Source organism: Micromonospora sp. CV4 (genome assembly GCF_003667455.1).
Taxonomy (GTDB): domain Bacteria; phylum Actinomycetota; class Actinomycetes; order Mycobacteriales; family Micromonosporaceae; genus Micromonospora.
Window position 1 is genome coordinate 1 of the sequence record NZ_RCVI01000124.1, and the last position, 5,379, is coordinate 5,379.

The 5,379-nt window shown below is 57.5% G+C and carries 3 rRNA genes; all 3 read left to right on the forward strand.

The annotated features are described in order from the left end of the window. Positions 1-164 precede the first annotated feature (164 nt). The 3 genes from EAD98_RS01330 (at position 165) to rrf (ending at position 5,373) form a co-directional block, all read left to right on the forward strand. A 16S ribosomal RNA gene (locus EAD98_RS01330) occupies positions 165-1,681 on the forward strand. Between the two features lie 379 nt (positions 1,682-2,060). Continuing rightward, a 23S ribosomal RNA gene (locus EAD98_RS01335) occupies positions 2,061-5,171 on the forward strand. Positions 5,172-5,256: 85 nt separating this feature from the next. Then, positions 5,257-5,373 (forward strand): 5S ribosomal RNA (gene rrf / locus EAD98_RS01340). Together the 16S, 23S and 5S rRNA genes form the textbook arrangement of a ribosomal RNA operon. The last annotated feature ends 6 nt before the right edge of the window (positions 5,374-5,379 follow it).

Consider the following 5,379-nt stretch of genomic DNA (forward strand, 5'->3'; position numbering starts at 1 on the left):
TGGGGCTTTTGATCGGTGTGTGGTTGTTCTTTGAGAACTCAACAGGGTGCTTGATAAGCCAGTGCCAATTATGATTTATACCCCGGACTGGTCGGGCTTTATGTCTGGCTGGTTGGGATTCCTTTGGCAACATGTTTGTTGTCAGGATGCTGTTCGACAAGTTTTTGTTGGAGAGTTTGATCCTGGCTCAGGACGAACGCTGGCGGCGTGCTTAACACATGCAAGTCGAGCGGAAAGGCCCTTCGGGGTACTCGAGCGGCGAACGGGTGAGTAACACGTGAGCAACCTGCCCCAAGCTTTGGGATAACCCCGGGAAACCGGGGCTAATACCGGATATTACTTGGCCTTGCATGAGGTTGGGTGGAAAGTTTTTCGGCTTGGGATGGGCTCGCGGCCTATCAGCTTGTTGGTGGGGTAATGGCCTACCAAGGCGACGACGGGTAGCCGGCCTGAGAGGGCGACCGGCCACACTGGGACTGAGACACGGCCCAGACTCCTACGGGAGGCAGCAGTGGGGAATATTGCACAATGGGCGGAAGCCTGATGCAGCGACGCCGCGTGAGGGATGACGGCCTTCGGGTTGTAAACCTCTTTCAGCAGGGACGAAGCGTAAGTGACGGTACCTGCAGAAGAAGCACCGGCCAACTACGTGCCAGCAGCCGCGGTAAGACGTAGGGTGCGAGCGTTGTCCGGATTTATTGGGCGTAAAGAGCTCGTAGGCGGCTTGTCGCGTCGACTGTGAAAACCCGCAGCTCAACTGCGGGCCTGCAGTCGATACGGGCAGGCTAGAGTTCGGTAGGGGAGACTGGAATTCCTGGTGTAGCGGTGAAATGCGCAGATATCAGGAGGAACACCGATGGCGAAGGCAGGTCTCTGGGCCGATACTGACGCTGAGGAGCGAAAGCGTGGGGAGCGAACAGGATTAGATACCCTGGTAGTCCACGCTGTAAACGTTGGGCGCTAGGTGTGGGGGGCCTCTCCGGTTCCCTGTGCCGCAGCTAACGCATTAAGCGCCCCGCCTGGGGAGTACGGCCGCAAGGCTAAAACTCAAAGGAATTGACGGGGGCCCGCACAAGCGGCGGAGCATGCGGATTAATTCGATGCAACGCGAAGAACCTTACCTGGGTTTGACATGGCCGCAAAACTCGCAGAGATGTGAGGTCCTTCGGGGGCGGTCACAGGTGGTGCATGGCTGTCGTCAGCTCGTGTCGTGAGATGTTGGGTTAAGTCCCGCAACGAGCGCAACCCTCGTTCGATGTTGCCAGCGCGTTATGGCGGGGACTCATCGAAGACTGCCGGGGTCAACTCGGAGGAAGGTGGGGATGACGTCAAGTCATCATGCCCCTTATGTCCAGGGCTTCACGCATGCTACAATGGCCGGTACAATGGGCTGCGATACCGTGAGGTGGAGCGAATCCCAAAAAGCCGGTCTCAGTTCGGATCGGGGTCTGCAACTCGACCCCGTGAAGTCGGAGTCGCTAGTAATCGCAGATCAGCAACGCTGCGGTGAATACGTTCCCGGGCCTTGTACACACCGCCCGTCACGTCACGAAAGTCGGCAACACCCGAAGCCGGTGGCCCAACCCCTTGTGGGAGGGAGCCGTCGAAGGTGGGGCTGGCGATTGGGACGAAGTCGTAACAAGGTAGCCGTACCGGAAGGTGCGGCTGGATCACCTCCTTTCTAAGGAGCACCTTCACCTGAAAGGGTGCAAGGAGCCCGCGACCTGCGAATGTCGGGTCGGGGTGCTCAGATGGCGGAGACACTGGTGAGTTCGGCTCCGGCAACGGCCGGGATGCTTCTAGTACAGCCGCTTCGGTGGTGGGAACGAAGTCCCTGGTGCGGCTGGAGACGGATGCTAAGCACCCTGTTGGGTCCTGAAAGAACAACCCCTGGGTTGTTTCTTTCGGAGACTGGTCTGGCGCCCTGTGGGGCGTTGGGAGTCTGCCAGGCACGGCCTGGTCTCGCATACCGCCGGCGGATCGTCGGGTTTGGTGTGGGGCTTGTGGGTTGTGGGTTGGTCGTTTGTTGAGAATTGCACAGTGGACGCGAGCATCTTTGTGGTCAAGTTGTCAAGGGCGAACGGTGAATGCCTTGGCACCAGGAGCCGATGAAGGACGTGGGAGGCCGCGATAGGCCTGGGGGAGCTGTCAACCAAGCTGTGATCCCAGGGTGTCCGAATGGGGAAACCTGGCACCAGTCATGTGGTGTCACCCACACCTGAACACATAGGGTGTGTGGAGGGAACGCGGGGAAGTGAAACATCTCAGTACCCGTAGGAAGAGAAAACAATTTAGTGATTCCGTGAGTAGTGGCGAGCGAAAGCGGATTGAGGCTAAACCGGCTGCGTGTGATACCTGTCAGGGGTTGCGTGGTCGGGGTTGTGGGACCCCGCTGAGTGTACTGACATGCGCTCGAGGAGTTACAAAGTTAGTGGCTAGTCGAACAGTCTGGAATGGCTGACCGTAGACGGTGAAAGTCCGGTAGGTGAAAGTTGCTGACCTTCTGTGGGTGTTCCCGAGTAGCGGCGGACCCCTGAAATCTGCCGTGAATCTGCCAGGACCACCTGGTAAGCCTAAATACTTCCTGGTGACCGATAGCGGACGAGTACCGTGAGGGAATGGTGAAAAGTACCCCGGGAGGGGAGTGAAATAGTACCTGAAACCGTTCGCCTACAATCCGTCGGAGCCTTGCGGGGTGACGGCGTGCCTTTTGAAGAATGAGCCTGCGAGTTAGTGGCATGTGGCGAGGTTAACCCGTGTGGGGGAGCCGTAGCGAAAGCGAGTCTGAATAGGGCGATTCAGTCGCGTGTCCTAGACCCGAAGCGGAGTGATCTAGCCATGGGCAGGCTGAAGCGCGGGTAAGACCGCGTGGAGGGCCGAACCCACCAATGTTGAAAAATTGGGGGATGACCTGTGGTTAGGGGTGAAAGGCCAATCAAACTCCGTGATAGCTGGTTCTCCCCGAAATGCATTTAGGTGCAGCGTCGCGTGTTTCTTGCCGGAGGTAGAGCACTGGATGGTCTAGGGGGCCCACAAGCTTACCGAAATCAGCCAAACTCCGAATGCCGGTAAGTGAGAGCGCGGCAGTGAGACTGCGGGGGATAAGCTTCGTAGTCGAGAGGGAAACAGCCCAGATCACCAGCTAAGGCCCCTAAGCGTGTGCTAAGTGGAAAAGGATGTGGGGTCGCATAGACAACCAGGAGGTTGGCTTAGAAGCAGCCACCCTTTAAAGAGTGCGTAATAGCTCACTGGTCAAGTGGTTCCGCGCCGACAATGTAGCGGGGCTCAAGCACACCGCCGAAGCTGTGGCATTCACATTTTAACCTCGCTTGGACTTGATTCCTTGTGCAGGTGTGTGGATGGGTAGGGGAGCGTCGTGCCGCGAGTGAAGCAGCGGGGTGACCCAGTTGTGGACGCGGCACGAGTGAGAATGCAGGCATGAGTAGCGAAAGAAGGGTGAGAAACCCTTCCGCCGGATGACCAAGGGTTCCAGGGCCAGGCTAATCCGCCCTGGGTGAGTCGGGACCTAAGGCGAGGCCGAGAGGCGTAGTCGATGGACAACGGGTTGATATTCCCGTACCCGCGAAAGAGCGTCCCTGACGAACCTCGTTGTGCTAACCACCCGAACCGTCTGAGACCTTCGGGTTGATGGTGGGGAGCGTGGGAACCTGATGGGTAGTAGTCAAGCGATGGGGTGACGCAGGAAGGTAGCTGAGCCCGGCCGGTGGTTGTGCCGGGGTAAGCGTGTAGGCCGTGTTGTAGGCAAATCCGCAACACACATAGGCTGAGACGTGATGCCGAGCCGATTCAGGTGAAGTCAGTGATCCTATGCTGCCGAGAAAAGCCTCTAGCGAGTTCTTAGCGGCCCGTACCCCAAACCGACACAGGTGGTCAGGTAGAGAATACCGAGGCGATCGGGCGAACTGTGGTTAAGGAACTCGGCAAATTGCCCCCGTAACTTAGGGAGAAGGGGGGCCGGAGACGTGAAGCCCCGCGCGGGTGGAGCGTTGTATGGCCGCAGAGAGCAGGGGGAAGCGACTGTTTACTAAAAACACAGGTCCATGCGAAGAAGTAATTCGATGTATATGGACTGACGCCTGCCCGGTGCTGGAACGTTAAGGGGACCTGTTAGCTCTTCGGGGCGAAGCGGAGAACTTAAGCGCCAGTAAACGGCGGTGGTAACTATAACCATCCTAAGGTAGCGAAATTCCTTGTCGGGTAAGTTCCGACCTGCACGAATGGCGTAACGACTTCCCCACTGTCTCAACCACAGGCCCGGCGAAATTGCAGTACGAGTAAAGATGCTCGTTACGCGCGGCAGGACGGAAAGACCCCGGGACCTTTACTATAGCTTGACATTGGTACTCGAATTAGCTTGTGTAGGATAGGTGGGAGCCGGTGAAGTCCATACGCCAGTATGGGTGGAGGCAATCTTGAAATACCACTCTGGTTGATTTGGGTATCTAACTTCGGACCGTTATCCGGTTCAGGGACAGTGTCTGGTGGGTAGTTTAACTGGGGCGGTTGCCTCCTAAAAGGTAACGGAGGCGCCCAAAGGTTCCCTCAGCCTGGTTGGCAATCAGGTGTTGAGTGCAAGTACACAAGGGAGCTTGACTGTGAGACTGACAGGTCGAGCAGGGACGAAAGTCGGGACTAGTGATCCGGCACTTGCGAGTGGAAGCGGTGTCGCTCAACGGATAAAAGGTACCCCGGGGATAACAGGCTGATCTTCCCCAAGAGTCCATATCGACGGGATGGTTTGGCACCTCGATGTCGGCTCGTCGCATCCTGGGGCTGTAGCAGGTCCCAAGGGTTGGGCTGTTCGCCCATTAAAGCGGTACGCGAGCTGGGTTTAGAACGTCGTGAGACAGTTCGGTCCCTATCCGCCGTGCGCGTAGGATACTTGAGAAGGGCTGTCCCTAGTACGAGAGGACCGGGACGGACGAACCTCTGGTGTGCCAGTTGTCCTGCCAAGGGCACGGCTGGTTAGCTACGTTCGGAAGGGATAACCGCTGAAAGCATCTAAGCGGGAAGCCTGCTTCAAGATGAGGTATCCCACCCACCTTTGGTGGGGTAAGGCCCCCAGCTAGACGACTGGGTTGATAGGCCGGAAATGTAAGCCCGGTAACGGGTTCAGTTGACCGGTACTAATAGGCCGAGGACTTGACTACTAAGCTGCTACGCGTCCACTGTGCAACTCTCGATAAACGAACAACAGACCACCGTGTGTGGTGTTGTTTGACATGTCGATAGAGTTACGGCGGTCATGGCGGAGGGGAAACGCCCGGTCACATTCCGAACCCGGAAGCTAAGCCCTCCAGCGCCGATGGTACTGCACTCGTGAGGGTGTGGGAGAGTAGGACGCCGCCGGACAATCTT